The 25,291-nt window shown below is 67.2% G+C and carries 19 protein-coding genes; 12 read left to right on the top strand and 7 right to left on the bottom strand.

Translation table 11 applies throughout. The features are described from left to right. Positions 1 to 106: 106 nt before the first annotated feature. Positions 107 to 1,474: an amino acid permease gene (locus tag SY91_RS08530; RefSeq protein ID WP_023478013.1), complete on the top strand. Its 1,368-nt coding sequence runs from the start codon at positions 107 to 109 to the stop codon at positions 1,472 to 1,474. 147 nt (positions 1,475 to 1,621) lie between these two features. Here the strand turns inward: SY91_RS08530 and SY91_RS08525 are convergent, their stop codons facing one another. Beyond that, positions 1,622 to 1,783, bottom strand: coding sequence for a hypothetical protein (locus tag SY91_RS08525; RefSeq protein WP_006476417.1), 162 nt, complete (start codon positions 1,781 to 1,783; stop codon positions 1,622 to 1,624). A 243-nt stretch (positions 1,784 to 2,026) separates the two neighbouring features. On the opposite strand from SY91_RS08525, the gene SY91_RS08520 reads away from it, so the two are divergent. From SY91_RS08520 to SY91_RS08510, 3 genes are read left to right on the top strand one after another with little or no spacing between them, the layout of a single operon-like run. Next, positions 2,027 to 3,070, top strand: coding sequence for a Fe(3+) ABC transporter substrate-binding protein (locus SY91_RS08520; RefSeq protein WP_023478012.1), 1,044 nt, complete (start codon positions 2,027 to 2,029; stop codon positions 3,068 to 3,070). After that, positions 3,060 to 4,760, top strand: coding sequence for an ABC transporter permease (locus SY91_RS08515; protein WP_185920808.1), 1,701 nt, complete (start codon positions 3,060 to 3,062; stop codon positions 4,758 to 4,760). Before SY91_RS08520 ends, SY91_RS08515 begins: the two co-directional genes overlap by 11 nt. Positions 4,761 to 4,764: 4 nt before the next feature. Further along, complete coding sequence (locus SY91_RS08510; protein ID WP_023477765.1) at positions 4,765 to 5,538, top strand: ABC transporter ATP-binding protein; 774 nt, start codon at positions 4,765 to 4,767, stop codon at positions 5,536 to 5,538. Between the two features lie 30 nt (positions 5,539 to 5,568). Here SY91_RS08510 and SY91_RS08505 read toward each other — a convergent pair whose 3' ends face one another. From SY91_RS08505 to SY91_RS08490, 4 genes are all read right to left on the bottom strand, one after another. Then, complete coding sequence (locus SY91_RS08505) at positions 5,569 to 6,039, bottom strand: Lrp/AsnC family transcriptional regulator (protein WP_023477764.1); 471 nt, start codon at positions 6,037 to 6,039, stop codon at positions 5,569 to 5,571. Between the two features lie 235 nt (positions 6,040 to 6,274). Further along, positions 6,275 to 6,916: an NAD(P)-dependent oxidoreductase gene (locus SY91_RS08500; RefSeq protein ID WP_043888561.1), complete on the bottom strand. Its 642-nt coding sequence runs from the start codon at positions 6,914 to 6,916 to the stop codon at positions 6,275 to 6,277. A 132-nt stretch (positions 6,917 to 7,048) separates the two neighbouring features. Further along, complete coding sequence (locus SY91_RS08495; protein ID WP_043888560.1) at positions 7,049 to 7,504, bottom strand: Rrf2 family transcriptional regulator; 456 nt, start codon at positions 7,502 to 7,504, stop codon at positions 7,049 to 7,051. 90 nt (positions 7,505 to 7,594) lie between these two features. Next, positions 7,595 to 8,023 (bottom strand): hypothetical protein, encoded by a 429-nt coding sequence (locus tag SY91_RS08490; protein ID WP_011545007.1) that lies wholly within the window; start codon positions 8,021 to 8,023, stop codon positions 7,595 to 7,597. 197 nt (positions 8,024 to 8,220) lie between these two features. On the opposite strand from SY91_RS08490, the gene SY91_RS08485 reads away from it, so the two are divergent. The 8 genes from SY91_RS08485 to SY91_RS08450 all read left to right on the top strand — a co-directional run bounded on the left by SY91_RS08485 (position 8,221) and on the right by SY91_RS08450 (position 22,291). Continuing rightward, positions 8,221 to 8,556, top strand: a complete 336-nt coding sequence (locus SY91_RS08485; RefSeq protein ID WP_011545006.1) for a hypothetical protein — start codon at positions 8,221 to 8,223, stop codon at positions 8,554 to 8,556. Between the two features lie 254 nt (positions 8,557 to 8,810). Then, a complete protein-coding gene (locus tag SY91_RS08480; protein WP_023477762.1) occupies positions 8,811 to 10,004 on the top strand; it encodes an ammonium transporter in 1,194 nt (397 codons plus the stop codon). A 190-nt stretch (positions 10,005 to 10,194) separates the two neighbouring features. Continuing rightward, positions 10,195 to 12,159 (top strand): PhoX family protein, encoded by a 1,965-nt coding sequence (locus tag SY91_RS08475; protein ID WP_023477761.1) that lies wholly within the window; start codon positions 10,195 to 10,197, stop codon positions 12,157 to 12,159. 616 nt (positions 12,160 to 12,775) lie between these two features. Beyond that, entirely contained in the window at positions 12,776 to 13,600 is an 825-nt protein-coding gene (locus SY91_RS08470; RefSeq protein WP_023477759.1) for an IclR family transcriptional regulator, read from the top strand. Between the two features lie 254 nt (positions 13,601 to 13,854). Continuing rightward, a complete protein-coding gene (locus SY91_RS08465; protein WP_011694235.1) occupies positions 13,855 to 15,228 on the top strand; it encodes an MdtA/MuxA family multidrug efflux RND transporter periplasmic adaptor subunit in 1,374 nt (457 codons plus the stop codon). A gap of 15 nt (positions 15,229 to 15,243) precedes the next feature. Then, positions 15,244 to 18,363, top strand: coding sequence for an MdtB/MuxB family multidrug efflux RND transporter permease subunit (locus tag SY91_RS08460; RefSeq protein ID WP_043888559.1), 3,120 nt, complete (start codon positions 15,244 to 15,246; stop codon positions 18,361 to 18,363). Positions 18,364 to 18,366: 3 nt separating this feature from the next. After that, complete coding sequence (locus SY91_RS08455; protein ID WP_023477756.1) at positions 18,367 to 21,675, top strand: efflux RND transporter permease subunit; 3,309 nt, start codon at positions 18,367 to 18,369, stop codon at positions 21,673 to 21,675. Between the two features lie 232 nt (positions 21,676 to 21,907). Beyond that, positions 21,908 to 22,291, top strand: a complete 384-nt coding sequence (locus tag SY91_RS08450) for a VOC family protein (RefSeq protein WP_011544998.1) — start codon at positions 21,908 to 21,910, stop codon at positions 22,289 to 22,291. Positions 22,292 to 22,405: 114 nt separating this feature from the next. Here SY91_RS08450 and SY91_RS08445 read toward each other — a convergent pair whose 3' ends face one another. Further along, a complete protein-coding gene (locus SY91_RS08445) occupies positions 22,406 to 23,902 on the bottom strand; it encodes an NYN domain-containing protein (protein WP_185920807.1) in 1,497 nt (498 codons plus the stop codon). A 119-nt stretch (positions 23,903 to 24,021) separates the two neighbouring features. Next, positions 24,022 to 25,074 (bottom strand): RNA-guided endonuclease TnpB family protein, encoded by a 1,053-nt coding sequence (locus tag SY91_RS08440; protein WP_185921146.1) that lies wholly within the window; start codon positions 25,072 to 25,074, stop codon positions 24,022 to 24,024. Between the last annotated feature and the right edge of the window lie 217 nt (positions 25,075 to 25,291).

Below are 25,291 nucleotides of genomic sequence, written 5' to 3'. Positions count from 1 at the left end.
GGTCCGGCTTGTTATCATTCGTTCACATTCAAGTTGTATATACAACTTGACGCATTCGAACCGGCACCGCTCGCCAGGCTCGTCGCATAACGATATCGGAGACTCCATGAAAAACTTGCAGCGCCACCTGAGCGCGCGGCACATCCGCTTTCTCGCGCTGGGCTCGGCGATCGGCACGGGCCTGTTCTACGGTTCGGCGTCCGCGATCCAGCTCGCGGGCCCGGCCGTGATCCTCGCGTACATCCTGGGCGGCGCGGCCGTCTACATGGTGATGCGCGCGCTCGGCGAGATGGCCGTGCGCGAACCCGTCGCGGGCTCGTTCGGCCACTACGCGACCGAGAACCTCGGCCCGTTCGCGGGCTTCGTCACCGGCTGGACCTACACGCTCGAAATGGTGATCGTCGCGATCGCCGACATCACCGCATTCGGCATCTACATGGGCTTCTGGTTTCCGGACGTGCCGCAATGGATCTGGGTGCTCGGCGTCGTCGCGATCATCTGCGGGCTGAACCTGTGCCACGTGAAGGTGTTCGGCGAGCTCGAATTCTGGCTGTCGATCATCAAGGTCGGCGCGATCGTCGCGATGATCGGCGGCGGCGTCGCGATCCTGCTGACCGGCATGCACTTCGGTCATTCGGCCGACTTGCCGACGTTCGCGAACCTGTGGAACCATGGCGGCTTCTTCCCGAACGGCATCGGCGGGCTGATCGCGTCGCTGTCGGTCGTGATCTTCGCGTACGGCGGGATCGAAGTGATCGGGATGAGCGCCGGCGAGGCGAAGGACCCGGAACGCGTGATTCCGCGCGCGATCAACGCCGTGCCCGCGCGCATCCTGCTGTTCTACGTGCTGACGATGGTGGTGCTGATGTCGATCAGCCCGTGGACGGGCGTCGGCAGCGACGGCAGCCCGTTCGTGCAGATCTTCTCGGCGCTCGGCGTGAAATCGGCCGCGACGATCCTGAACCTCGTCGTGATCAGCGCGGCGATCTCGGCGATCAACAGCGACATCTTCGGCGCGGGCCGGATGATGTTCGGGATGGCGCGGCAGGGTCAGGCACCGCGCGTGCTGACGACGACGTCGCGCCACGGCGTGCCGTGGGTCACGGTGCTCCTGATGGCCGGCGCGCTGCTGGTGGGCGTGGTGCTCAACTACCTGATGCCGAAGGACGTGTTCCTGGTGGTCGCCGCGATCGCGACGTTCGCGACCGTGTGGGTGTGGCTGATGATCCTGCTGTCGCAGGTGGCGATGCGTCGCCGCCTGTCGAACGCCGAAGTCGCCGCGCTGAAGTTCAAGGTGCCGCTGTGGCCCGTCGCGCCCGCGCTGACGATCGCATTCATGGGCTTCGTGATCGTGATGCTCGGCTGGTTCGAGGATACGCGCGTGGCGCTGTTTGTCGGCGCGGCATGGCTCGCGCTGCTCGCGGCCGTGTTCTACGCACGGATCCGCCCGAAATTCGCACCTGCGTCACGTTGACGCACGGCTGACTGGCCGATGCGGCGCGCCGGTTCCGGCGCGCCTTCCGATGTCCCGGTTCCGCGCGGCGCCCGTCGCGCCGGACGCCGCGGATCGACTCCCGTGGCATACCCCGCACCCGACCCGATCGGGCCGCGTAGCGGCGCGTCAGTGCGACGCCGCGCTCGCGGCCTCGGCCGGATGGGCCTCGTCGTACGCGTGCTTCTGCGAAATCGCGTTGTACAGGATCGTCCCGATCACGAGCAGCACGGCCACGACGATCAGGATGCTCACGTTGCGGACAGGGTTCTTCTTGCGCTGATCGTTCATGGTCGGTGCGGCTCCGTCAAATTCGTCGAAGCGGGCATTCTACGCGCTTGCGCCCACACTGCACGGCCCCGTTCGCCGCCCTCCGGCCCCGGCTTCTCCTCCGCTTTCCGCCAGCTTTCGATTGTTAATCGTTCCCATTTCGATCTAGAATCCCAAGTCTTTCATTTTGTAATGCTTCGGGTCGCTCGGGCGGCAGGCGCGCCCCGGAACGCTCCCTCGTCCACCTGCCGCACCGGAGTCTTCATGTCGAATCCGCGCACCCGCCTGCTGCCGCTCGCCGGCACCCTCGCCGTCGCCGTCGCAGCCTTCGCGCCGCTTGCCCACGCGGCCGAGGAAGTGAGCCTGTACACCACCCGCGAGCCGAAGCTGATCCAGCCGCTCATCGACGCGTTCACGAAGCAGAGCGGCGTCAAGGTCAACACGGTGTTCGTGAAGGACGGCCTGCTCGAGCGCGTGAAGGCGGAAGGCGCCCAGTCGCCGGCCGACGTGCTGATGACGGTCGACGTCGGCAACCTGCTCGACCTCGTCGACGGCGGCGTCACGCAGCCGGTGCGCTCGAAGGTGCTCGACGACGCGATTCCCGCGAACCTGCGCGCCACGAACGGCGACTGGTACGCGCTGTCGCTGCGCGATCGCGTGCTGTACGTCGAAAAGGACCTGAAGGTCGACGCATTCCGCTACGAGGATCTCGCCGATCCGAAATGGAAGGGCAAGGTCTGCATCCGGTCGGGCCAGCATCCGTACAACACCGCGCTCGTCGCGGCGATGATCGCGCACGACGGCGAGGCCACGACCGAAAAATGGCTGCGCGGCGTGAAGGCGAACCTCGCACGCAAGGCGACCGGCGGCGACCGCGACGTCGCGCGCGACATTCTCGGCGGCATCTGCGACGTCGGCCTCGCGAACGCTTACTACGTCGGCCACATGAAGAACGCCGAACCGGGCAGCGATGCGCGCAAATGGGGCGACGCGATCAAGGTCGTGCGCCCGACCTTCGCGAATGCGAAAAGCGGCGGCACGCACGTGAACATCAGCGGCGCGACGGTCGCGAAGCACGCGCCGCACAAGGCCAACGCGGTGAAACTGCTCGAATATCTCGTGTCGCCGGAAGCGCAGGCGCTGTATGCGCAGGCGAACTACGAATACCCGGTGCGCGCGAACGTGAAGCTCGACCCGGTGATCGCCAGCTTCGGCACGCTGAAAGTCGATCCGCTGCCGTTGGCGGATATCGCGAAGCATCGCAAGCAGGCGAGCCAGCTCGTCGACAAGGTCGGCTTTGACAACTGACGCGTCGCCCGCCCGCGCCTGCCGCGAGCCGAGCGGTCCGCGGCCGTGTCTGCGTCTGCGACCGCGCGCGCGCAGCCTGTGGCTGCTCGCGGCGCTGACGATCGCCGCGGCGGTCGCGGCGCCGCTCGCGGTGCTCGTGGCCGCCGCCTTCGACGCCGATCTCGCGCACTGGCGGCATCTCGCCGAATTCGTGCTGCCGCAGGCGCTCGTCAATACGCTGCTGCTGCTCGCCGGGGTCGGCACGATCGTGTCGATCGTCGGCACCAGCTGCGCATGGCTCGTCACCGCGTACGATTTTCCCGGCCGCCGGACCCTGACCTGGGCACTGCTGCTGCCGCTCGCGGTCCCCACCTACATCGTCGCGTTCGCGTATCTCGATCTGCTGCATCCGATCGGCCCCGTGCAGGGCGCGATCCGCTGGCTGCTCGGCTTCGACAGCCCGCGCCAGTTCCGTCTGCCCGACCTGCGTTCGCTGCCCGGCGCGATCTTCGTGCTCGGCTTCGTGCTGTACCCGTATGTCTACCTGAGCACGCGCGCGATGTTCGTCACGCAGTCCGCGAGCCTGCTCGAAGCCGCGCGCACGCTCGGCGCGGGCCGCGTCGCGACGTTCTGGCGCGTCGTCGTGCCGCTTGCCCGGCCGGCGATCGCGGTCGGCGTGAGCCTCGCGCTGCTCGAAACGCTGAACGATATCGGCGCGTCGGAATTCCTCGGCGTGCAGACGCTGACCGTGTCCGTCTATACGACGTGGATCACGCGCTCCGATCTCGCCGGCGCCGCGCAGATCGCGCTGGCGATGCTCGCGATCGTCGTCGGCATGATCGCGCTCGAACGCTATGGGCGCCGCCGCCAGCGGTACGCGCACGGCCGGCGCATGCGGCCGATCGCGCCGCGCCGCCTGACCGGCGCGGCCGCGCTGGGCGCCGCCATGCTCGGCTGGCTGCCCGTCCTGCTCGGCTTCGGCGCGCCGGCCGCGTACCTCGCGGTCGAAACGGCCAAGCGGCTGCACGTCGTCGGCGGCGTCTCCGCGCAATTGATGACGGGGCTCGCGAACACGCTGACGATCGCGACCGCCGCCACCGTCGCGACGCTCGCGTGCGGGCTCGTCGTCGCGTGGGCCGCCCGCGCGCAGCGCGACAGCGCCGGTGCGGGCCCCGCCCGCCTGTGTGCGCGGATCGCGAGCCTCGGCTACGCGGTGCCAGGCACCGTACTCGCGATCGGCCTGCTGATTCCGTTCGCGACGGCCGACCGGCTGTTCGGCGCGGCGCTCGGCCGCGACGGCCTGCTGCTGATGGGTTCGGCCACCGCGCTCGTGATCGCCTATACCGTGCGTTTTCTCGCGATCCCGGCCGGCGGCATCGAAGCCGGCCTCGCGCGCATTCCGCCGTCGCTCGAACAGGCCGCGCGCTCGCTCGGCGAGACGGCCGGCGGCACGTTGCGCCGCGTCCACCTGCCGCTGTTGCGGCCCGCGCTCACGACGAGCGCGCTGCTGGTGTTCGTCGACGCGATGAAGGAGCTGCCGGCCACGCTGCTGCTGCGTCCGTTGAATTTCGACACGCTCGCGACCTGGCTGTATGCGGAAGCCGCGCGCGGCACCTATGAAGAAGGCGCGGTCGCCGCGCTCGCGATCGTGCTGGCCGGGCTCGTGCCCGTGATCCTGCTCGCCCGCACCCGCCACAAGATCGGAGCCTGACACCGTGAACCTGCTCGAACTCGACGACCTCTGCGTCGCCTACGACACGCCGCACGGCCGCCGCACCGTGGTCGACGGCCTGAGCCTCGCGCTGCCGCGCGGCGACATCGGCTGCCTGCTCGGCGCGTCCGGCTGCGGCAAGACCACCGTGCTGCGCGCGATCGCCGGCTTCGAACCCGTGCGCATGGGGCGCATCGTGCTGGACGGCACGCCGGTCGCGGCGCCGTCGCTCGACGTGCCGCCCGAGCGGCGGCGCATCGGCATGATGTTCCAGGATTACGCGCTGTTTCCGCACCTGAGCGCGGCCGACAACGTCGCGTTCGGCCTGCGGCGCATGCCGAAGGCCGAACGGCGCCTGCGCGTCGCGGAGATGCTCGACCTCGTCGGCCTCGCCGATTCCGGCGACGCGTATCCGCACGAACTGTCGGGCGGCCAGCAGCAGCGCGTCGCCCTCGCACGCGCCCTTGCACCGTCGCCGGAATTGCTGCTGCTCGACGAGCCGTTCTCGAATCTCGACGTCGATACGCGCGAGCGGCTCGCGTTCGAGCTGCGCGACATCCTGAAGCACACGGGCCACACCGCGATCCTCGTCACGCACAATCAGGCGGAAGCGTTCGCGATCGCCGACCGAATCGGCGTGATGAAGGACGGCCGGCTCGCGCAATGGGATACGCCGTATGCGCTGCACCATCATCCGGCCAGCCCGTTCGTCGCGGATTTCGTGCGCCGCGACGCGCTGGCCGACGAACGCGCACGCGCGCTGGCGCGCGGCCGCTGAAGCCGCGCGGCCGGCGCGGCGGCCGGCCCGTCAGGCCGGCTCCCCCAGATCGCGCACGGGCAGCGCGGTCGAATACTTGATCTGCTCCATCGCGAACGACGAACTGACGTCGAACAGCGGCACCGTGCGAATCAGTTGCTTGTAGACGCGGTCGTAATCGTCGATGCCGGCCACCACCACGCGCAGCAGGTAATCGGTCTCGCCGCTCATCCGGTACACCTCGACCACTTCCGGCATGTCGCGCACCGCCTGCGTGAAACGCTGCGCCCATTCCTCGGTGTGCTGGTTCGTGCGGATCGCGACGAACACGGTCGTACCGACCCCGAGCTTGCGCGGATCGCACAGCGCGACCTGCGCGCGAATCGCGCCGGTTTCCTTCAGCCGCTGCACGCGCTTCCAGCACGGCGTCTGCGACAGGTTCACGCGCTGCGCCAGCTCCGCGATCGGCAGCGTGGCATCCGCCTGCAGCAGCTCCAGCAGCTTGCGATCGATGGCGTCCATTTCTCCATTCCCTCGTCGATAGAAATTTATTCTATTCATCCTGCCCAACGGGGAACAATATGAAAAGTGTCTCGGCACGTCGACCGGTGTAAATACCGATCCGCCACGCGCTCGCCGCCCCAAACGAAACAGGCGACGCCACCCCCGAAGGGTGGCGTCGCCCGACATCGTCGCGCGTCGCGGCTTGCACGCCGCGCCCGGGCCGACGCTCACACGCCGCCGGCCGCCACGCCGATCAATACGCGACCGTCGCGATTTCGCGCACGAAGCTGTCCTGCTCGAGCGCGTCGACGAACGCGACCGCGTAGTCTTCCGCCGAGATCTTGCTGTTGCCCTGCGCGTCCACGATCAGCTTGCCGACGCCGGTGCGGAACGTGCCCGTGCGCTCGCCCGGCGCGATCAGCGCGGCCGGCGCGAAGAAGGTCCAGTCGAGATCGGTGACCGTCTTCAGGTAGTCGAATGCATCGCGGTGCGCGAGCGCCTGCGGCTTGTACGCGTCCGGAAAACCTTCGGTGTCGACGAGCTGCTTGCCCGGCGCGACTTCGAGCGAACCGGCGCCGCCTACCACGACGAGCCGCTTCAGGCCGGCCTGGCGCGTGCCGGCGACCAGCGCCTTCGCGGCCGCGACGACCTGCGCCGCATCTTCCTGCTTCGGGCCGTACGCGCTTGCGACGACGTCATGGCCCGGCAGCGCGGCGGCGATGCTGGCCGCGTCGAACAGGTCGGCCGCCTTCGCGGTGATGCCGTCGCCGGACACGCCCGGATGGCGCGACAGCGCCGTGACGCGGTGGCCGCGTCGCACGGCTTCCGCCGCAATGCGCGAGCCGATCGTGCCGGTGGCGCCGAACAGCGCGATATTCAACGAACGTTGCGTCATATCGATTCTCCAGTAATGAAAATATGTAACACAGTTAATTACACATAAGACCGAAAAAAACGGGGCGAAGCCCCCGTTGCGCCGATCGCCGCGCGTACGCGCCGTCCGGCTTCCTGCCCTGCCCGCCGTCGGTCACCCGCCGGCGCGCGCCGCCCGTTGCGTGCGCTGCTCCCGATCCAGCATGTCGGCCGTCACGTCGACCAATGTGCGCGTGGCGAGCGAAGCCTCCATCGCGCGCTGCGCGTCGCCGATATAGCCGGTCAGCACGCCCTGGATGTGCCGCCCGACGAGACACGCCGGATTCGGCGTCTCGCGGTGCAGCGCGAACAGTTGCGCATCGTCGACCGCGCGATACACGTCGAGCAGCGTGATCTCACCGGGCTCGCGCGCCAGCAGCGCACCGCCGCCCGCGCCGAGCTGCGACGTGGTCAGGCCCGCGGCCGCCAGCATCGACAGCAACCGGCGAATCAGCGCCGGATTCGTATTCACGCTGCCCGCGATGATGTCGGACGACAACGGTACACCTTCCTGCATCGACAGCAAGGCAAGCACGTGAACGGCAAACGCGAACCGGCTGCTGGTATTCATTCCTGACTCACTCGGCGACGCCGGCCCGACCCGCAACCGGCGACATGTGTAACCATCATAATTACATTTTGCAGATCGTGCAAGCCCGCGTCATTCGCCGCTCGCGGATTTCGCCCCCGCGGCGTTCTGCTGGCTCCACTGCTGGAGTTTCTTGCCGGCTTCGGCGATCTTCGCGCCCGCTTCGGAAGCCGCATGCGCGACGACCGCGGACGCCGCCGCGTCGATCTGCGCCTGCGCGGCCGATGCGAGACCGCTCGCGGACAGCGGCGGCACGGCCGACGCCGCGGACGCGATGCCGGCCTTCGCCGCGTTGATCTGTTGATTGACGGTGCTCGCCACCTGGTCGAGCGCCTTGGCCGCGTTGTTGGCGGCATCGGCGGCCGCGCTCGCGGCCGTATCGGGTTGCGCGGCCGGCGTGCCGGACTTCTCGCAGCCCGCGAGCAACAGCAGCGCACCGGCGGCCACGGCCGCCAGCACGGACCCGGGCACACGACGCGCCCGCGATGTCTTCATGTTCATCAGCAATCTCCGGCCGTGCGTGGCGCGACCTCGTGGTTGGACCGGTGTCGATGATACCGCCTGTGGAACAGGCCAAATAACGACCCGTCATTAAAAATACCTTTCAATTTCGGATTCGTCTGATTCAATCGCACGCACCACGCCTCTAAAGTGGGCACGCTTCAATCCGCTTCGTACGTGTCCCCTTTTTTCTCGTTATGGCTTTCCTCGTCGACTGGCTCATCGCCCTGGCCGCGCTGCTCGCCGCCACCCTGTTCCTGTGCCTGCGTGCGCCGTCGGCGCGCCGCCTCGCCGAATCCGGGCGTCCGCGCCGTATCGCCTGCGCGCGCCTGCTCACGCAGGCCGTGATCGGCTTCTGGACCGCGGCACTGATCGTCGCGCAAGGTATCCTCGGCGCCGACGCCGACGGCCAGTCCCTCGCGGGCTTCGCGGCGCTTGCCTTCGCCGCGCTCGGGCTGGCGACCGTCGCCGCCTACTGGTCGGCCTGCGCGCTGCGGCTGCGCCGGCCGCCCGCGCTGTTCGCACGCCACTGACGCGCCAGATCGGTGCGTGACACCGCATCGCCGCGCACCGCCTCGTTCATCGTACGCACCAGTTCAGCACGTCTCGCACCAGCTACGTGCAATCTACGCGCCCCTCGAGCGGCGCCGATCACGCCTCGATCCCGTGCACGATTCACCGGAATGCCGCATGGCGCGGCATCCAGGCACCAATTCAACGCAATCATTCACCAGGCTGGCTCGATATTTGCGTTCCTTGCCCGTTTTTTGCGCAAGGAAGCCACGGCATGGATGGTCTGAAATCCGGCGTCGACACACTGTTCCTGTTGATCGGCGCCGTCATGGTGCTCGCGATGCACGCGGGCTTCGCGTTTCTCGAACTCGGCACGGTCCGCAAGAAGAACCAGGTCAATGCGCTCGTGAAGATCCTGGTCGACTTCTCGGTGTCGACGCTCGCGTACTTCTTCATCGGCTACACGATCGCGTACGGCGTCGAATTCTTCGACGACATCGGCACGCTGTCGCAGCACAACGGCTACGCGCTCGTCCGCTTCTTTTTCCTGCTGACGTTCGCGGCGGCGATCCCGGCGATCGTGTCGGGCGGCATCGCCGAGCGCGCGAAGTTCAACCCGCAACTCGTCGCGACGCTGATCATCGTCGGCTTCATCTATCCGTTCTTCGAAGGGATCGCCTGGAACGAGCGCTTCGGCGTGCAGGCCTGGCTCGCGCACGCGTTCGGCGCGCCGTTCCACGACTTCGCGGGCTCGGTGGTCGTGCACGCGTTCGGCGGCTGGGTCGCGCTGCCGGCCGTGCTGCTGCTCGGCGCGCGCCACGGCCGCTATGCGAAGGACGGCCGGATCGCCGCGCACCCGCCGTCGAACATCCCGTTTCTCGCGCTCGGCGCGTGGGTGCTCGCGGTCGGCTGGTTCGGCTTCAACGTGATGAGCGCGCAGACGCTCGACAAGATCAGCGGCCTCGTCGCGGTGAACTCGCTGATGGCGATGGTCGGCGGCACGCTCGCCGCGTGGATGGCCGGCCGCAACGACCCCGGCTTCACGTACAACGGGCCGCTCGCGGGCCTCGTCGCGGTATGCGCGGGCTCCGACGTGATGCACCCGATCGGCGCGCTCGTCACGGGCGCCGCGGCCGGTGCGCTGTTCGTCGCGATGTTCACCTGCGTGCAGAACCGCTGGCGCATCGACGACGTGCTCGGCGTGTGGCCGCTGCACGGGATGTGCGGCGCGCTCGGCGGCATCGCGGCCGGCGTGTTCGGGCTGCCGGCGCTCGGCGGCCTCGGCGGCGTGTCGTTCCTGTCGCAGCTCGTCGGCACGCTCGGCGGCATCGCGATCGCAACCGCGGGCGGCACGCTCGTCTACGGCGCGCTGAAGGCGACCGTCGGCCTGCGTCTCGATCGCGAAGCCGAATTCGACGGCGCCGACCTGTCGATCCACCGCATCTCGGCCACGCCCGAGCGCGATTGAACGCAAACGCTTGCGACCGGCGTCCGTCAGCTCACCTGACGGACGCCCGACGCCTCATTACGTTTTCGATTCAAAAAACTTTCATCTAGCGTCCTTACACTTCCGTCCAGTTTTCAATATGCCTTCGCGAAGCTTGGCGCTCGCCCGCTTCGCGAAGGCCATTCTTCCAACAACCGAAACTGGACTCCACATGCCCGCGTTGCCCAATGCTTCCCGTCGTCAGGCCCTGAAGATCCTTGCCGGCGCGCCGATGCTGCCCCTTTCCGGCCTCGCGCTGCCGGCCCTGCTGACGGGTTGCGGCGGCGACGACGATCCCGCGTCCACGCCGGCGCCGGTCGCCGCTGCCTACACGTCGGCGGCATTCTCGGCGATGGCCGCGCCGACGCTCGACAACGCGGCCGCGATGGCCACGACGACGGTCGGCTCGACGCTGTCGGTGTCGTTCTCGGACGGCTCGTCGCGCAACTTCAAGCTCGCGTACAAGCCGTTCTTCGTGACGGGCGACATGGTGCCGGACGGCAACGGCGGCACGACGCTCGCGGGCGGCTACTACGACATCAACAACCAGCCGATCATCGATCGCTCGGTCGCCGGCAAGGAACGCCAGTTCTATTCCGACTGCCCGGACGGCAGCTCGCTGCTGACGCTGAAGAACGCGAACGTCCCCGGCGTGAAGGGCAACACGGTGTTCGCGGTCGTGCAGTTCGAATACACGACGCGCGACCAGGCGAGCGCGTCGCAGTACGGCCAGCTGCCGTCGCCGATCGCCGTGCTCACGCTGGACCAGGACCCGGCCACCGGCGCGCTGAAGGTCGTGAAGTACCACAACGTCGATACGTCGAAGGCGCACGGCCTGTGGATCACCTGCGGCGCGAGCCTGTCGCCGTGGGGCACGCACCTGTCGAGCGAGGAATACGAGCCGGACGCGACGAAGGCCGCGACCGACGCGCAGTTCAAGGCGTTCAGCAAGAACACGTTCGGCGACGAGACGAAGGCGAACCCCTACCACTACGGCCACCTGCCCGAGATCACCGTGAACCCGGACGGCACCGGCACCGTGAAGAAGCACTACTGCCTCGGCCGCATCTCGCACGAGCTGATCCAGGTGATGCCGGACCAGCGCACCGTGATGATGGGCGACGACGCCACCAACGGCGGCCTGTTCATGTTCGTCGCCGACAAGGCGGCCGACCTGTCGGCCGGCACGCTGTACGTCGCGAAGTGGACGCAGACGTCGTCCGTCGGCGCAGGCACCGCGACGCTGACGTGGATCAAGATCGGCCACGCGACCAGCAGCGAGATCGAGACGCTTGCGAACACGCTGAAGGCGTCGGACATCATGGACCTGGTGACGACCGATCCGAACGATGCGAGCTACACGAAGATCCACTTCGGCGGCAAGTTCAACTGGATGCGCGTGAAGCCGGGGATGGAGAAAGCGGCCGCGTTCCTCGAGACGCACCGCTACGCGGCGCTGCTCGGCGGCAGCATGGCGTTCACGAAGCTCGAAGGCACGACCGTGAACGCGAAGGACAAGATCGTCTACACGGCGATGTCGCGGATCGAAACGTCGATGGTCAAGGGCAACGCGGTGTCGCGCGACGTCGCGGTCGACAAGAAGATCGCCGCAGGCGCCGTCTACGCGCTGAACCTGAAGGCCGGCCAGCGCGACACGACGGGTGGCGCGATCGACAGCGAATGGGTGCCGGTCGACATGGGTGCGCCGGCCGCGCTGGTCGGCGAGGATCTCGCCACGGCCGACGCGCTCGGCAACCTCGCGAACCCGGACAGGATCGCGAACCCCGACAACCTGAAGTTCTCCGAAAAGCTGCGCACCCTCTTCATCGGCGAAGACTCGGGCATGCACGTGAACAACTTCCTGTGGGCCTACAACGTCGACACGAAGTCGCTCTCGCGCGTGCTGTCATGCCCGGCCGGCGCCGAATCGACGGGCCTGCACGCGGTCGACGAGATCAACGGCTGGACCTACATCATGAGCAACTTCCAGCACGCGGGCGACTGGGAATCGCCGCTGCACGACAAGGTCAAGCCGACGCTCGACCCGCTCGTGCGCGCGAACTACAAGGATCGCTTCGGCGCCAGCGTCGGCTACCTGACGGCCGAGCAGACCAGCATCAAGCTCGCGAAGGGCTGATTCCCACGCGAGGCGGAGGCGTTGCTCCCTTGACGGGGCGCCTCCGACCAGGCGTCGTTTCTTCATTACCGTTCATTCGTCGGCGCTCCACGCCGTTTCACGCGCGATGCCCACTGCGGGCGTCGCGCTTTTTTTTGCGTGCGGGGATCGTGAGAGCGATGCACATCGCACCTGCAAGCAGGCGCGAAGCGGCCCTGGACAGGCGTTTGCGGCGATCGGGGGATAATACGGGCCTGACGCGTCCGGGCGGACGGTCGGAAAGACAGGCAAAAAAAAGCGCCACGGAGACCGTGGCGCTAAAAAAGTTCTAGCCATTCCGAGGGCCGTGCTAGAACCTGAGAGACTGCGCGAAACATCGTTGCCGGTTAAACTCTTGAAACGATGTTTCGAAAACGTGAGACATTCTTTCCGTTTCCGCCCGACAAGTCAAGCGGTATTTGCACCGGTTCATGCACTTTCCAGCAACGCTCATTTGAGCGTTTTCCTAATAAACCAAGGGTGAACCCGTAAAATCGCATCGAATGACCGGTTCACCCGCGGAACATGCATCCTTTGACAATAGTCCTACAATACCAACAAAATTGAAATCGAGTTTCGGAATTAGAGAGAATCCCTCGTGTCGACAACTGTAACCTCTCCCGCGTCGCGGGACCGTGAATCGTCGCCCGACGAGATCACCGCCCTCGCCCGCGGCCTCGCCGTGCTGCGCCGCATCGCCGCTGCCGACGCCCCCGTCAGCAACCGCGAACTGACCGAATTGACCGGCATCCCGAAGCCGACCGTCTCGCGCATCACCGCGACGCTCGTCAGCGCCGGCTTCCTGTTCCAGTTGCCCGACAGCGAGCGCTTCGTGCTGACCGCGTCCGTACTCGAACTGAGCCACGGCTTCCTGCGCAACTTCGACATCCGCGCGCGTTCGCGGCCGTTCATGATCGAACTGGTCGAACGCACGTCGCTGTCCGTGCATCTCGCGGTGCGCGACCGCCTCGACATGGTCGCGATCGACGTGATCCGCCCGCGCTCGGCCGTGCTCGTCACGCGCCTCGAGATCGGCTCGCGGATGGACATCGCGCGTACGGCCGTGGGGCGCGCGTACCTCGCCGCGCTCGAGGACGACGAGCGGCGGCAACTGCTCGAGTCGCTGCGCACCACGGCCGGCGACGACTGGCCGCACGTGTCCGCTCGCCTCACGCCCGCGCTCGACGAAGCGATGCGCGACGGCCACGCGATCGCGATCGGCGAATGGCGCGAGGGCCTGAATGCGGTCGCCGCCGGGTTCGTCGGCCCCTCCGGTCAACGCTATTCGGTGAATTGCGGCGGCGCGGCGCACCAGTGTCCGCCCGAATGGCTGCAGGAACAGGTGGTGCCCGCGCTGCAGGAATGCATCGCGAAAATCACCCGCGAAATCGGCGGCGCGCCGGCCCGGCGCGTCGGCGTGTAATCGTTTCGTCATCGCCGTGTCGCGTTCTGTAACGACCGTAACCCGTTGAAAGATAGACCGCTGGACTGTAACGGGGACGGCACGTAGGATCATGCCCATCATCGCGCCGCATTCGCGGTGCGCACCGCTCTTTTCCCGCGGATCGGCGGGGCCCCGGACCGAGCCGGGCCGCCCCGTCCCGTCACCCGCACGCCCACGCGCAGCCCAGCAGTCCGATTTTCCGGCCCGCCGCGCCGTCTTCCTGACAGAACACGATGGATAACGAACAAAAGCCCACGCCCCCTTCGAAAGACTCCGCGCCCGCCGCTGCACGGCGCCCGCGCCGCACGCTGCTGATCGGCACCGTCGCGGTCGTCGTCATCGGCGGCCTGCTGTGGTGGCATCCGTGGAACCGCACGCCCGCGACGGGCAGCTCGGCGCAAGGCGCGGGCGCCAGCGCGGCCGCAGGCAGCCATCGCGGCCGCGGCGGCCCCGCTGCAATGGCGAACGTTCCGCAGCCGGTGCAGGTCGCCCCCGTGACGCAGGGCGAGATGCCGATCGTGCTGTCCGCGCTCGGCACCGTCACGCCGCTCGCGAACGTGACGGTCAAGACGCAGTTGTCGGGCTACCTGCAGTCGGTGTCGTTCCAGGAAGGCCAGATCGTCAAGAAAGGCGACGTGCTCGCGCAGATCGACCCGCGCCCGTACCAGGTCGCGCTCGAGAACGCCGAAGGCACGCATGCGCGCGACGCGGCGCTGCTCGCGACGGCCCGCCTCGACCTGAAGCGCTACCAGACTCTGCTGTCGCAGGACTCGATCGCGTCGCAAACCGTCGATACGCAGGCATCGCTCGTCAAGCAATACGAAGGCGCGGTGAAGACCGACCAGGCCGCGATCGATTCCGCGAAACTCAATCTCACCTACGCGCGCATCACGGCGCCGGTCTCCGGCCGCGTCGGCCTGCGCCAGGTCGACCCCGGCAACTACGTGACGCCGGGCGACACCAACGGCATCGTCGTGATCACGCAGTTGCAGCCGATGAGCGTGATCTTCACGACGTCGGAAGACAACCTGCCGCAGATCCTCAAGCAGGTGAACGCCGGCCAGAAGCTGTCGGTCACCGCCTACAACCGCAACAACACCGTGCCGCTCGAAACGGGCTCGCTCGCGACGCTCGACAACCAGATCGACACGAGCACCGGCACGGTCAAGCTGCGCGCGAACTTCGATAACAAGGAAGGCATGCTGTTCCCGAATCAGTTCGTGAACACGCGGCTGCTCGTCGACGTGATGCGCAACGCGACGATCGTGCCGACCTCCGCCGTGCTGACGGGGTCGATCGGCCAGTTCGTCTATGTCGTGAAACCCGACAACACGGTGACGGTGCGCAAGGTCACGGTCGGCCCGGTCGACGGCGAGCGCACGAGCATCGTCAGCGGCGTGACGCTCGGCGAGCGCGTGGTGACCGACGGCTCGGACCGTCTGCGCGAAGGCTCGAAGATCTCGATTCCGGCCGACAAGCCGAAGGGCGCATCGGGCGCGCGCGGCGCAGGGGCCGCATCGGGTGCATCGGCTGCGTCCGGTGCCGGCGGCCATCGCGGCGGACACCGGCACGGCGCGTCGCAAGCCGCGGCCCCCGCGGCCCAGTAACGCGCGGGCCGCTCGATGAATCCATCCCGCCTCTTCATTCTCCGGCCGGTCGGCACCGCTCTCCTGATGGCGGCGATCATGCTGGCCGGCCTCGTCGCGCTGCGCTTCCTGCCGCTCGCCGCGCTGCCCGAGGTCGACTACCCGACGATCCAGGTCCAGACCTTCTACCCTGGCGCGAGCCCGGAAGTGATGACGTCGTCGGTCACCGCGCCGCTCGAACGCCAGTTCGGGCAGATGCCGTCGCTGAACCAGATGTCATCGCAAAGCTCGGCCGGCGCATCGGTGATCACGCTGCAGTTTTCGCTCGACCTGCCGCTCGACATCGCCGAACAGGAGGTGCAGGCCGCGATCAACGCGGCCGGCAACCTGCTGCCGTCCGACCTGCCCGCTCCGCCGATCTACGCGAAGGTGAACCCGGCCGATGCGCCGGTGCTGACGCTCGCCGTCAAGTCGAAGACGCTGCCGCTCACGCAGGTGCAGGATCTCGCCGACACGCGCCTCGCGATGAAGATCTCGCAGATCGCGGGCGTCGGCCTCGTCAGCCTGTCGGGCGGCAACCGCCCGGCGGTGCGAATTCAGGCGAACCCCACCGCGCTCGCGAAGTACGGGATGAACCTCGACGACCTGCGCACGACGATCTCGAACCTGAACGTCAACACGCCGAAGGGCAACTTCGACGGTCCGACGCGTGCGTACACGATCAACGCGAACGACCAGTTGACGAGCGCCGACCAGTACAACAGCGCGGTCGTCGCGTACAAGAACGGCCGCCCGGTGATGCTGACCGACGTCGCGACGGTCGTCGCCGGCTCGGAGAACACCAAGCTCGGCGCGTGGGTGAATTCGGATCCGGCGATCATCCTGAACGTGCAGCGCCAGCCGGGCGCGAACGTGATCGCGACCGTCGACGCGATCAAGGCGCAGTTGCCAAAGCTGCAGGAAACGCTGCCGGCCGCGCTCGACGTCGAGATCGTCACCGATCGCACGACGATGATCCGCGCGGCCGTGCGCGACGTGCAGTTCGAGCTGCTGCTCGCGGTCGCGCTCGTCGTGCTGGTGATGTACCTGTTCCTCGCGAACGTCTACGCGACGATCATCCCGAGCCTGTCGGTGCCGCTGTCGCTGATCGGCACGCTCGCGGTGATGTACATGGCCGGCTTCTCGCTGAACAACCTGTCGCTGATGGCGCTCACCATCGCGACCGGCTTCGTCGTCGACGACGCGATCGTGATGATCGAGAACATCGCGCGCTACGTCGAGGAAGGCGAATCGGGGCTCGAGGCCGCGCTGAAGGGCTCGCGGCAGATCGGCTTCACGATCATCTCGCTGACGGTGTCGTTGATCGCGGTGCTGATCCCGCTGCTGTTCATGGGCGACGTGGTCGGGCGCCTCTTCCATGAATTCGCGATCACGCTCGCGGTGACGATCGTGATCTCGGCGATCGTGTCGCTCACGCTCGTGCCGATGATGTGCGCGAAGCTGCTGCGCCACTCGCCGCCGCCCGAGAGCCACCGCTTCGAGGCGCGCGTGCACCGTGCGATCGACTGGGTGATCGCGCGCTACGCGGTCGCGCTCGAATGGGTGCTGAATCGCCAGCGCTCGACGCTCGTCGTCGCGCTGCTGACGCTCGGGCTGACCGCCCTGCTCTATGTCTACGTGCCTAAGGGCTTCTTTCCCGCGCAGGACACCGGCGTGATCCAGGCGATCACGCAGGCGCCGCAGTCGATCTCGTACGGCGCGATGGCCGAACGCCAGCAGACGCTCGCGGCCGCGATCCTGAAGGACCCGAACGTCGACAGCCTCACGTCGTTCATCGGCGTCGACGGCAGCAACATCACGCTGAACAGCGGCCGGATGCTGATCAACCTGAAGGCGCGCGACGAACGCGCCGAAACCGCCGCGCAGATCATCCGCGACCTGCAGCAGCGCGTGTCGAACATCACCGGCATTTCGCTGTTCATGCAGCCGGTGCAGGATCTGACGATCGACTCGACGGTCAGCCCGACGCAGTACCAGTTCATGCTGACGAGCCCGAACTCGGAAGAGTTCGCGACCTGGGTGCCGAAACTCGTCGCGCGGCTGCAGCAGGAGCCGTCGCTCGCCGACGTCGCGACCGACCTGCAGAGCAACGGCCAATCGGTGTACATCGAGATCGACCGCGCGAGCGCCGCGCGTTTCGGCATCACGCCGGCGACCGTCGACAACGCGCTGTACGACGCGTTCGGCCAGCGCATCGTGTCGACCATCTTCACGCAGTCGAACCAGTACCGCGTGATTCTCGAATCGGAGCCGAAGGAGCAGCACTACGCGCAATCGCTGAACGACATCTACCTGCCGTCGGCCGGCGGCGGCCAGGTGCCGCTGACGTCGATCGCGTCGTTCCACGAGCGGCCGTCGCCGCTGCTGGTCGCGCACCTGTCGCAGTTCCCGTCGACGACGATCTCGTTCAACCTCGCACCGGGCGCATCGCTCGGCGAGGCCGTCAAGGCGATCGAGGCCGCCCAGAAGGACATCGGGCTGCCCGGCTCGTTCCAGACGCGCTTCCAGGGCGCGGCGCTCGCGTTCCAGGCGTCGCTGTCGAACCAGCTGTTCCTGATCCTCGCGGCGATCGTCACGATGTACATCGTGCTCGGCGTGCTGTACGAGAGCTACATCCACCCGATCACGATCCTGTCGACGCTGCCGTCGGCCGGCGTCGGCGCGCTGCTCGCGCTGATGATCACCGGGCACGACCTCGACATCATCGGGATCATCGGCATCGTGCTGCTGATCGGCATCGTGAAGAAGAACGCGATCATGATGATCGACTTCGCGCTCGAGGCCGAACGCGTCGAAGGCAAGCCGCCGCGCGAGGCGATCTATCAGGCCTGCCTGCTGCGCTTCCGGCCGATCCTGATGACGACGCTCGCCGCACTGCTCGGCGCGGTGCCGCTGATCGTCGGCTCCGGCGCGGGCTCCGAGCTGCGCCAGCCGCTCGGGATCGCGATCGCCGGCGGCCTGATCGTGTCGCAGGTGCTGACGCTGTTCACGACACCCGTGATCTACCTCGGCTTCGATTCGCTCGCGCGCCGCGTACGCGGCTGGTTCGAGCGGCACGGGCCGGGCGCCGATGCAGGCAAGCACACGGGTGCATAACCGATGAACCTGTCGCGCCCCTTCATCACCCGCCCCGTCGCGACGACGCTGCTCGCGCTCGGCGTCGCGCTCGCGGGCCTGTTCGCGTTCATCAAGCTGCCGGTGTCGCCGCTGCCGCAGGTCGACTTTCCGACGATCTCGGTGCAGGCGTCGCTGCCGGGCGCGAGCCCGGAAACGGTCGCGACCAGCGTGACGAGCCCGCTGGAGCGGCACCTCGGCTCGATCGCGGACGTCTCCGAAATGACGTCGACGAGCACCGTCGGCAATGCGCGGATCATCCTGCAGTTCGGCCTGAACCGCGACATCGACGGCGCCGCGCGCGACGTGCAGGCCGCGATCAACGCGGCGCGCGCCGACCTGCCCGCCGCGCTGAAGAGCAATCCGACCTACCGCAAGGTCAACCCGGCCGATTCGCCGATCATGGTCGTGTCGCTGACCTCGGAGACGGCGTCGCCCGCGAAGGTGTACGACGCCGCGTCGACGGTGCTGCAGCAGTCGCTGTCGCAGATCGACGGAATCGGCCAGGTCACCGTGAGCGGCTCCGCGAACCCGGCCGTGCGCGTCGAGCTCGAGCCGCAGTCGCTGTTCCACTACGGGATCGGCCTCGAGGACGTGCGCGCGGCGCTGGCTTCCGCGAACGCCAATGCGCCGAAGGGCGCGATCGAGTTCGGCCCGCAGCGTTTCCAGCTCTATACGAACGACCAGGCGTCCCAGGCGTCGCAATACCGCGACCTCGTCGTCGCCTACCGCAACGGCTCGGCCGTGCGGCTGTCCGATCTGTCGGACGTCGTCGATTCGGTCGAGGATCTGCGCAACCTCGGCCTGTCGAACGGCAAGCGCGCGGTGCTCGTGATCCTCTACCGCTCGCCCGGCGCGAACATCATCGAGACGATCGACCGCGTGCGCGCGGCGCTGCCGCAGCTCACCGCGTCGCTGCCCGCCGACATCACGGTCACGCCGGTGCTCGACCGCTCGACTACCATCCGCGCGTCGCTGCGGGACACCGAACACACGCTGCTGATCGCGGTCAGCCTCGTCGTGATGGTCGTGTTCCTGTTCCTGCGCAACTGGCGCGCGACGCTGATCCCGAGCGTCGCGGTGCCGATCTCGATCGTCGGCACGTTCGGCGCGATGTATCTGCTCGGCTTCTCGATCGACAACCTGTCGCTGATGGCGCTGATCGTCGCGACCGGCTTCGTCGTCGACGATGCGATCGTCGTGCTCGAGAACATCTCGCGGCACATCGAGAACGGCAAGCCGCGGATGCAGGCCGCGTTCGACGGCGCGCGCGAAGTCGGCTTCACGGTGCTGTCGATGAGCATCTCGCTCGTCGCGGTGTTCCTGCCGATCCTGCTGATGGGCGGAATCGTCGGGCGCCTGTTCCGCGAGTTCGCGCTGACGCTGTCGCTCGCGATCGCCGTGTCGCTCGCGGTGTCGCTCACGGTCACGCCGATGATGTGCGCGCGCCTGCTGCCCGAACAGCACGACCCGCAAAGCGAGGGCCGCTTCGGGCGCTTCCTCGAACGCGGTTTCGCGCGCATGCAGCGCGGCTACGAGCGCTCGCTGTCGTGGGCGCTGCGCCGGCCGCTCCTGATCCTGCTGACGCTGTTCGCGACGATCGGGCTGAACGTCTACCTGTATATCGTCGTGCCGAAGGGCTTCTTTCCGCAGCAGGACACCGGGCTGATGATCGGCGGCATCCAGGCCGACCAGTCGACGTCGTTCCAGGCGATGAAGCTGAAATTCTCCGAGATGATGCGCATCGTGCAAAGCAACCCGAACGTGAAGAGCGTCGCGGGCTTCACCGGCGGCACGCAGACCAACTCGGGCTTCATGTTCGTCACGCTGAAGGACCGCACCGAGCGCAAGCTGTCGGCCGATCAGGTGATCCAGCAGTTGCGCCCGCGGCTGGCGGACGTGGCGGGCGCGCGCACGTTCCTGCAGGCGGCGCAGGACATCCGCGTCGGCGGCCGGCAGAGCAACGCGCAGTACCAGTTCACGCTGCTCGGCGATTCGAGCGCCGACCTGTACAAGTGGGGGCCGATCCTGACCGAGGCGCTGCAGAAGCGCCCCGAACTGACCGACGTGAACTCCGACCAGCAGCAAGGCGGTCTCGAGGCGATGGTGACGATCGACCGCGCCACCGCCGCGCGGTTCGGCATCAAGCCCGCGCAGATCGACAACACGCTGTACGACGCGTTCGGCCAGCGCCAGGTCTCGACGATCTACAACCCGCTGAACCAGTACCACGTCGTGATGGAAGTCGCGCCGAAGTACTGGCAGAGCCCGGAGATGCTGAACCAGGTGTGGATCAGCACGTCGGGGGGCAGCGCGAACGGCTCGCAGACCACCAACGCAGCCGCCGGCACCTTCGTCGCGACCTCGGCCGGCACGTCGAGCGCCGGCACGGCCGCGCAGAGCGCCGCGGCGATCGCGTCCGATTCCGCGCGCAACCAGGCGCTCAATTCGATCGCGGCGAGCGGCAAGTCGAGCGCGTCGTCGGGCGCGTCGGTGTCGACCTCGAAGTCGACGATGATCCCGCTGTCGGCGATCGCGACGTTCGGGCCGAGCACGACGCCGCTGTCGGTCAACCACCAGGGGCTGTTCGTCGCGACCACGATCTCGTTCAACTTGCCGCCGGGCGTGTCGCTGTCGCAGGCGACACAGATCATCTATCAGACGATGGCGCAGATCGGCGTCCCGCCGACGATCGTCGGCAGCTTCCAGGGCACCGCGCAGGCGTTCCAGCAGTCGATGAACGATCAGCCGATCCTGATCCTCGCCGCGCTGCTGGCCGTCTACATCGTGCTCGGCATCCTGTACGAGAGCTACATCCACCCGATCACGATCCTGTCGACGCTGCCGTCGGCCGGCGTCGGCGCGCTGCTCGCGCTGCTGCTGTTCAAGACGGAGTTCAGCATCATCGCGCTGATCGGCGTGATCCTGCTGATCGGCATCGTGAAGAAGAACGCGATCATGATGGTCGACTTCGCGATCGACCAGACGCGCAATCACGGGAAGTCGTCGTTCGACGCGATCCACGAGGCGTGCCTGCTGCGCTTCCGCCCGATCATGATGACGACGATGGCGGCGCTGCTCGGCGCGCTGCCGCTCGCGTTCGGCAACGGCGACGGCGCCGAATTGCGCGCGCCGCTCGGGATCGCGATCGCCGGCGGCCTCGTCATGTCGCAGGTGCTGACGCTCTATACGACGCCGGTCGTCTACCTGTACATGGACCGGTTCCGCGTGTGGGCCGAGAAGCGCCGCAACCGCCGCGGCAATACTGGCGGGCCGGCGGTCGCGGGCGAGTGACGAACGCGGCTGCCCTTCCGAGTTGCCCCCCCCAAGAGTTGGACATTATCCCGACCCTTGGGGGGGCGTGAATGAACCGCCCGGATTTCCTGGACAGCGCCGAGCGTTAGTGTTTCTTTCGGCGGCCGTCTTTTGCGCTTTCTTTTGCGCTTGATTGCCGGGCTTGATTGCCAGCCGCAATCGGCTATCGTGTGTCCATGCCCACCGCCGCCCCGCCGCACGGGAACCCGCCATGAACGTCCAGCTCAACCACACGATCGTCTGGTGCCGCGACAAGCATGCGTCGAGCCGCTTTCTCACCGAACTGCTGGAATTGCCGCCGCCGACGCCGTTCGGCGCGATGCTGGTCGTCGCGCTCGACAATGGTGTGTCGCTCGATTTTTACGAACAGGCGGGCGAGATCCGGTCGCAGCATTACGCGTTCCTGATCGACGAAGCCGGCTTCGATCGCGTGCTCGCGCGCATTCGCGAACGCGGGCTGCCGCACTGGGCCGATCCGGCGAAGCGGCAACCCGGCGACATCTACCGCCACAACGACGGACGCGGCGTGTACTTCGACGATCCGGACGGTCACTTCCTCGAAGTGATGACTCAGCCGTATGGGCTGAACGGGTAGCGCGGCAGGCCGGCATTGCGCCGGCCCGGATGGCGCGGCGCGGGTGTCGCCCGGTTGCGGACGAGACCCGGCCGATCGTCAGACTGTCGCCAACTGCCAGCTACCGTTACCCGGTTACTCGGCGGCAGCCGTCGTCTTGCGCGGACGGCGCGCCCGCGGTGCCGCCTTGCGGGCCGGTTTCTTCGGCTTGGCGGCGGCCGGCGCTTCGGCAGCGCCTTCGGGCGTCGCGTCGAGCGGCGCCACGTCGTGCGACGATTGCACTGCCTCGTCCCGAGCGCCGGAAGCGCGAGGCGCCGGTTCGGCTGGCGCCACCGCGTGCCGCTCGTCATGCGCTGCGTCGCGATGCGACTCGTCCCCACGCTGGCCGGGCGCGTGCGCATCGCCACCGTGCGCCGCATCGCCCTGCGCAGCGGCGTCCGGCTTGCCGGCCGCGGGGCGACCGGTGCCCTTCGCGGCCGCGCCCTTCTTCGCGCCGGTCTTCTTCGCCGCGCTCTTGCGCGCACGCTTGCGGCCATCCTTCGCGTCGCCATGCGCTTCGGCCACGTCGGGCGTGTCGGGTGCGTCGGGTGTTTCGGCCGGCGTCGCATCGGCGAGCTCGGCAAACTCCGCGTCTTCCGCGTCATCCGCCTCGACCTGCACACTTTCGTGGACGACGGCTTGCGCGCGCTGCCCGCGACGGCGCGCCTCGCGGCCGGCCGGCACCGCCTCCGCCGCGCGCGTACCGTGGTGGCCGCCGTGGTGCGCCGCGCCGCCTTCACCCCCTGCGGCAACGTGCTCGGCTGCGGCCGACTGGCGAGCCCGCGACACGAACGCGCCCGACTTGTCGTCGCGCCCCACTTCGAGCAGCCCGCGCGCCTGCGCCTCGTCGAGCAGGTTGCCGAACGCGCGGAACCCGTAGTACGACTCGTTGAAATCCGGCTTGCGGCGCTTGATCGCGCTCTTGAGCACCGACGCCCAGATCTTGCCGACGTCGTCGCGCTCCGACGCGAGCGCGTCGAACGTCTCGACCGCCAGCGCGATCGCCTCGGCCTTGCGCGCATCCATGTCGTGCTTGCGCGACGGCTCGTCCGGCCGCTTCGCGCCGCCGTTGCCCGCGCGCTGCTGCTGTTCGCGCTTCGCGAGCGCACGCTGCTGCTCGCGCACCAGGTCGTCGTAGAAGATGAATTCGTCGCAGTTCGCGACCAGCAGATCCGACGTCGATTTCTTCACGCCGACGCCGATCACCTTCTTCGCGTTCTCGCGCAGCTTCGACACGAGCGGCGAGAAATCCGAATCGCCGCTGATGATCACGAACGTATCGACGTGCGACTTCGTGTAGCAGAGGTCGAGCGCGTCGACGACGAGCCGGATGTCGGCCGAATTCTTGCCCGACTGGCGCACGTGCGGGATCTCGATCAGCTCGAAGCTCGCCTCGTGCATCGACGCCTTGAAGCCCTTGTAGCGATCCCAGTCGCAATAGGCCTTCTTCACGACGATGCTGCCTTTCAGCAGCAGGCGCTCCAGCACGGGCTTGATGTCGAATTTCTCGTACTTCGCATCGCGCACGCCGAGCGCGACGTTCTCGAAGTCGCAGAACACGGCCATGCTGACGTTGTCCAGGGGTAATGCCATGTGTACTCCAACCGGTGGGCCGCCGCGTTATTCACACGTAGCGGCGAAAAATGCATCGCGCACATGATAGCCGGTCGGCGCGTCATTCCCGCATCCGTGTGATTGACGTCCTCCTCTCCCTAAAGGGAGAGGGTTCCCACACCTGGCGATGCACGTCCGCATCGGAGAATGTTCAACGCAGCGTTGGTATCTCGATCATGCAAGACACCACAGTCACTGCAGACCCACTCTCTTATTCTCAGTCCCGCGATACCTTTCGGCCGCGTCGTGCTGTCTTTCGATCCGCACGCCGAACAGGACTGGGTCGAACCGCTTTCGTCGACTTCCTCGAACGTGGCCCCGTGCGCGATCGCTTTATAGCGGAGCTTGTTTCGGAAGGACGACCAGGATGCGTCGTAGACGCTCTTTGCCATCCTGGTTCTGGCAAGTTTTGCGGCCGACACGTTGCCGACCGCGATGTAATCGAAGCGCCGCACCAGATCGAGCGCGAGCTTGTGCTGGAAATCGGCACGCGCATTCGCGACCTTTGCGTGCAGCTTCGCGATATGTCGCTTGTGCTTTCGTGCTCGCTGCGCTTTCGCCAGCTTTTCCGCCGCTCGTCGGCCGAACTGGTCATTGGGCAGCTTCTCGCCGGTCGAAAGTGTGGCGAAGTCTTTCAGGCCAAGATCGACGCCGACGCCGGAACGGATCGGGCGGGCGTGCACATCCGGCATCTCGATCACGATGTTGAGAAACCAGTTGCCGCGTGCATCCTGCGCAAAGTTGATTCCATCCTTGATCTTGCCTTCGGGAAGCGGTCGGCTGTTGAACACGCGAAACGTGTTGCCGGCGAAACGGAACGCGTCACCTTCGCGCTTCAGGTCACGGCCCTTCAGCGGCACCCAGCCCAGCGATTTCCTGCCGCGATAGCGCAGGTAGGGCCGACGGTGCTGACTGCGCGAGTTCGCATATTGCTCACACGTCGCGTTAATCGTGCCGGAGTGGATGCCGAGCGCCTTGCTGCTGCCGGTCGTCAGCACGTTCAGGTCGAATCCCGTCGGCCACTTCTTGCCCCACTTGAGCGCGTGCTTCTGCGTGTCGTTGCAGAAGTTCCAGACGTAGTTCACCGCGCGGCTCTGCTTGTTGAGCAGTCCGTTGAGCGATTTCACCCGGTAGCGATAGACAAGGATCATGCCGGCCATTTTAACGGTGGAATGCCGCTGTCAAACAGCGGCGCTCCTTTCCTCCCCGTCCTGAAGGACGAGGTTTCTCGGAGCAACTGATGAATGAACGCCGGTACGCCCGATGCCGGTACGCCCCTTATTACACCCCCGCCGCCGGGTCGATTCGACATTACACTTGAGTTATCGGTCGTCCGTCCCTATCTGGATGGATGACGCATCGAGCAAG

The organism is Burkholderia cenocepacia, from assembly GCF_014211915.1.
GTDB classification, from domain to species: Bacteria; Pseudomonadota; Gammaproteobacteria; order Burkholderiales; family Burkholderiaceae; genus Burkholderia; species Burkholderia orbicola.
The sequence above is the reverse complement of the archived record's forward strand: the minus strand, read 5'-3'. Positions and strand labels throughout refer to the sequence as shown.

What these genes read in the sequence shown, in the direction of transcription:
- SY91_RS08485 (WP_011545006.1), top strand. Translation starts at nt 8,221, where the DNA reads ATGGCTTTCCTCGTCGACTGGCTCATCGCCCTGGCCGCGCTGCTCGCC.
- SY91_RS08455 (WP_023477756.1), top strand. Translation starts at nt 18,367, where the DNA reads ATGAACCTGTCGCGCCCCTTCATCACCCGCCCCGTCGCGACGACGCTG.
- SY91_RS08500 (WP_043888561.1), bottom strand. Translation starts at nt 6,916, where the DNA reads ATGACGCAACGTTCGTTGAATATCGCGCTGTTCGGCGCCACCGGCACG.
- SY91_RS08495 (WP_043888560.1), bottom strand. Translation starts at nt 7,504, where the DNA reads ATGAATACCAGCAGCCGGTTCGCGTTTGCCGTTCACGTGCTTGCCTTG.
- SY91_RS08480 (WP_023477762.1), top strand. Translation starts at nt 8,811, where the DNA reads ATGGATGGTCTGAAATCCGGCGTCGACACACTGTTCCTGTTGATCGGC.
- SY91_RS08450 (WP_011544998.1), top strand. Translation starts at nt 21,908, where the DNA reads ATGAACGTCCAGCTCAACCACACGATCGTCTGGTGCCGCGACAAGCAT.
- SY91_RS08520 (WP_023478012.1), top strand. Translation starts at nt 2,027, where the DNA reads ATGTCGAATCCGCGCACCCGCCTGCTGCCGCTCGCCGGCACCCTCGCC.
- SY91_RS08460 (WP_043888559.1), top strand. Translation starts at nt 15,244, where the DNA reads ATGAATCCATCCCGCCTCTTCATTCTCCGGCCGGTCGGCACCGCTCTC.
- SY91_RS08525 (WP_006476417.1), bottom strand. Translation starts at nt 1,783, where the DNA reads ATGAACGATCAGCGCAAGAAGAACCCTGTCCGCAACGTGAGCATCCTG.
- SY91_RS08530 (WP_023478013.1), top strand. Translation starts at nt 107, where the DNA reads ATGAAAAACTTGCAGCGCCACCTGAGCGCGCGGCACATCCGCTTTCTC.
- SY91_RS08490 (WP_011545007.1), bottom strand. Translation starts at nt 8,023, where the DNA reads ATGAACATGAAGACATCGCGGGCGCGTCGTGTGCCCGGGTCCGTGCTG.
- SY91_RS08465 (WP_011694235.1), top strand. Translation starts at nt 13,855, where the DNA reads ATGGATAACGAACAAAAGCCCACGCCCCCTTCGAAAGACTCCGCGCCC.
- SY91_RS08445 (WP_185920807.1), bottom strand. Translation starts at nt 23,902, where the DNA reads ATGGCATTACCCCTGGACAACGTCAGCATGGCCGTGTTCTGCGACTTC.
- SY91_RS08475 (WP_023477761.1), top strand. Translation starts at nt 10,195, where the DNA reads ATGCCCGCGTTGCCCAATGCTTCCCGTCGTCAGGCCCTGAAGATCCTT.
- SY91_RS08440 (WP_185921146.1), bottom strand. Translation starts at nt 25,074, where the DNA reads ATGATCCTTGTCTATCGCTACCGGGTGAAATCGCTCAACGGACTGCTC.
- SY91_RS08505 (WP_023477764.1), bottom strand. Translation starts at nt 6,039, where the DNA reads ATGGACGCCATCGATCGCAAGCTGCTGGAGCTGCTGCAGGCGGATGCC.